The 2976-nt window shown below is 68.7% G+C and carries 3 protein-coding genes; 2 read left to right on the forward strand and 1 reads right to left on the reverse strand.

The genetic code is table 11. The annotated features are described in order from the left end of the window. Positions 1–90: 90 nt before the first annotated feature. On the reverse strand, positions 91–732 hold the full coding sequence (locus ACIRD7_RS43275; RefSeq protein WP_403461573.1) for a TetR/AcrR family transcriptional regulator: 642 nt from the start codon (positions 730–732) through the stop codon (positions 91–93). 84 nt (positions 733–816) lie between these two features. Between ACIRD7_RS43275 and ACIRD7_RS43280 the strand changes: the two genes are divergently transcribed. Together ACIRD7_RS43280 and ACIRD7_RS43285 are read left to right on the forward strand one after the other, a co-directional pair. Further along, a complete protein-coding gene (locus tag ACIRD7_RS43280; RefSeq protein WP_403461574.1) occupies positions 817–1554 on the forward strand; it encodes an SDR family NAD(P)-dependent oxidoreductase in 738 nt (245 codons plus the stop codon). 596 nt (positions 1555–2150) lie between these two features. Continuing rightward, a complete protein-coding gene (locus ACIRD7_RS43285; RefSeq protein ID WP_403461575.1) occupies positions 2151–2843 on the forward strand; it encodes an N-acyl homoserine lactonase family protein in 693 nt (230 codons plus the stop codon). Positions 2844–2976: the final 133 nt, after the last annotated feature.

Genomic DNA, 2976 nt, shown 5'->3' on the forward strand with positions numbered 1-2976 from the left:
GAGCGAGTAACTCCCACTCCTGATCGGTGAGTTCATGGCGACGTATCACTTCACCATGATCCACCATCCGATGATCTTTGAAGACGGACCCTAGTTCTCGCGGGCCGGACTGCGCCCGGTTGCGAGGCGTTCCCGCCCCTCGGGCATGGGCAGGACCGCCAGCGTTGTGTCTGCGATGTTCCGCAGCGTCTCCGGGTCCAGGCCTGCCTTGCCTACCGCCTCGATACCGCGGACCACTGTCAGCAGCAGTGCCGCCAACCGCTCCGGATCCGCAGCGGCGTCGATGTCGCCGTGGCGCTGGGCGGCGCTGATCTCCGTGCGCAGCAGGGTCAGCAGTGCCGTCATGGTCTGGGCCGACCGTCCGGCGACCGTCGGATCGTGCTGGGCCAACTCCGCCGCGCCCTTGGCCAGCAGGCACCCGCGGCGCTCGGTGTCGGAGGCCGTGTTCTCCGCCATGAGGTGCACGTATCCCGACAGCCGGGCCAAGGCCTCTGAGTCCGGGCCACCTGCCAGCCGCGCTTCGGCCACCTCGACGACTGCGGTGCACCAGTCGCCGAACACACGGTGGAACAGCTTGCCCTTGTCGCCGAATGCGCCGTACAGGCTGCCCTTGCCCAGGCCGGTCGCCTGGGCGATGTCGTCCATCCGGGTTCCCGCATAGCCCGTCGCCCAGAACTGTTCCCGGGCCCGCTCCAGGACTTGGCGTTCGTCGAATGCGCGTGGTCTCGCCATGCTCTCAGCCTATCCATTCTTGACTCGATCGTCCATTACTGCCTACGTTATGGACGATCCATTCCATAACTGAAGGGGTTCGACATGCCAGGCGCGCTGCAGGAGAAGGTGGCCGTGATCACCGGAGGGACCAGCGGGATCGGGCTGGCCATCGCCCACCGCTTCGTCCGGGAAGGCGCACGGGTCTTCGTGACCGGCCGGGACGCCGACCGCCTCGAAGCGGCAGTCAAGGAGCTGGGCCCTGCGGCCACCGGCGTACGAGCCGACGTCTCGGTCCTGGCCGATCTGGACGCGCTCTACACGCGAGTCTGCGAGGAGGCCGGACGCATCGACGTGCTGGTGGCCAACGCGGGAATCGTCGCGGACGCCGCGCTCGGCGCCCACACCGAGGCGAACGTCGACCTGACGCTCGCCGTCAACGTCAAGGGCCCACTGTTCACCGTTCAGAAGGCTCTTCCGCTGCTGGCGGAGAACGCCTCCATCCTGGTCGTCGGCTCGAGCAACAGCCTGCGGCCCAATGAGCACCTCGAGGTCTACAGCGCCTCCAAGGCGGCCGTGAGCAACCTCGTGCACAACTGGGCCCGGCAGTCGCGCGAGCGCCGGTTCCGGGTCAACGTGCTCAGCCCGGGACCCACCCGGACCCCTGGCCTGCTGGGCGCCGCGGGGCCGGACGTCGACCGGTTCGCCGAGGCCACCGTGCCACTGGGGCGGCTGGCCGACGCCGAGGAAATCGCCGAGGCCGCCCTCTTCCTGGCATCGGACGCCTCGTCGTTCGTCACCGGCGCCGAACTCTTCGCCGACGGCGGCTACACGCGGGCCTGAACCACGACCGGTGACACCCGGACCTCAACCACGGCCGGAGGTGCGCATCCGGTTCCCTCGAAGCGAGCGGGGGCGCACTCCCGGCCGCGCGCGTGCGTCGTACGAGGCCCAGTGCGCCGGGAGCAACGAGATCGTGGCCGCGGCCTCCCTGGATGACGTCAGCCGCCAGCCCGACTGTCGCTCCGGCAATGCCAACCTCCGCTTGATGCTCATCCATGGCCGCCGTCGAGGCCGGACATCCCTCGCCGTGCGCCGCGCGGCCTGGACGACACCCGCCCCCACCCGCACGCCCCGCCGCTGCGCTCCGTCCCCGACAGCGCGGCGGGGCGGTCAGCCTCTACCGGCCCGGCACAGCGGCCAGCGGCGCGACACTGAAGGCCGGCGCCGTCCTGCCGGCCGCACTCGGGCCAGCCCACGCGGCCCGAGCAGCACGCGGGGCCCCTCACCCCGGGATCGGCCCTTCACGCGGCATGCGCGAGTCGCACGTGCTCGAGCCGAGCAGCCACGCGCGCGACAGCGATCATGTGAGCCCGGCTTCGATCTGCTACCGGCAGAACTCGCAAGCAGAGGCCCCAGGCGCCTGCCAGCCTGACCCGATGGAGAAGAAGACGGCAGTGCGTCGACTCGACCTGGGCTACTTCGTCCGGCCGGCATCAGAAACCGGGGGCCCACGACCACGCGTGGAACCAGTACTCGCCTACTTGGCCCAGTGCGAGGAAGGACTGGTCCTCTTCGATACCGGCATCGGAGCCGCCGACGCCGAAACCGAAGCCCACTACCGGCCACAACGCCGGCCGCTCGAAGCTGCCCTCGCAGCCGCGGGAGTCACCCCTGCTGACATCTCCCTCGTGGTGAACTGCCATCTTCATTTCGACCACTGCGGCGGCAACCCCTTGTTCAGCGACAAGCCCATCGTGGTGCAGACGACGGAACTGGCCACCGCCCGCCGAGGCGGCCACACCATCGACGAACTCGTCGAATTCCCCGGCGCCAACTACCTGGAGATCACCGGCGAAACGGAACTCTGGCCCGGAGTCTGGATCATCCCCACCCCCGGTCACACCCAGGGGCACCAATCCCTCGTGATCCAGCAGAACGAAGGCACCGTCATCCTGGCCGGCCAGGCACACGACTTCGCAGCCCACTTCGCCTCGGACCACCTCGCTTGCCGGCCCCTCGAACCACCCCTTCCCACCTACCAGCCCTGGCTGGAACGACTCCTCGCATTCGACCCACGCAGGGTGCTCTTCGCACACGACTGCTCCGTATGGGAACCCAGCCACGAGTAGGACTGCCGGGGACATACGGGAGAGGTGTTCAACCTCAGTGTTGGTTGCCATTCAAAATCGTGACGGGTTTGCCACTCACGATGGTGATGTTCGGGGATGAGAAGAGCCCGCCGGTGGGGTTCCGGCGGGCTGT

It is taken from the genome of Streptomyces sp. NPDC093568 (genome assembly GCF_044764945.1).
GTDB lineage: Bacteria > Actinomycetota > Actinomycetes > Streptomycetales > Streptomycetaceae > Streptomyces.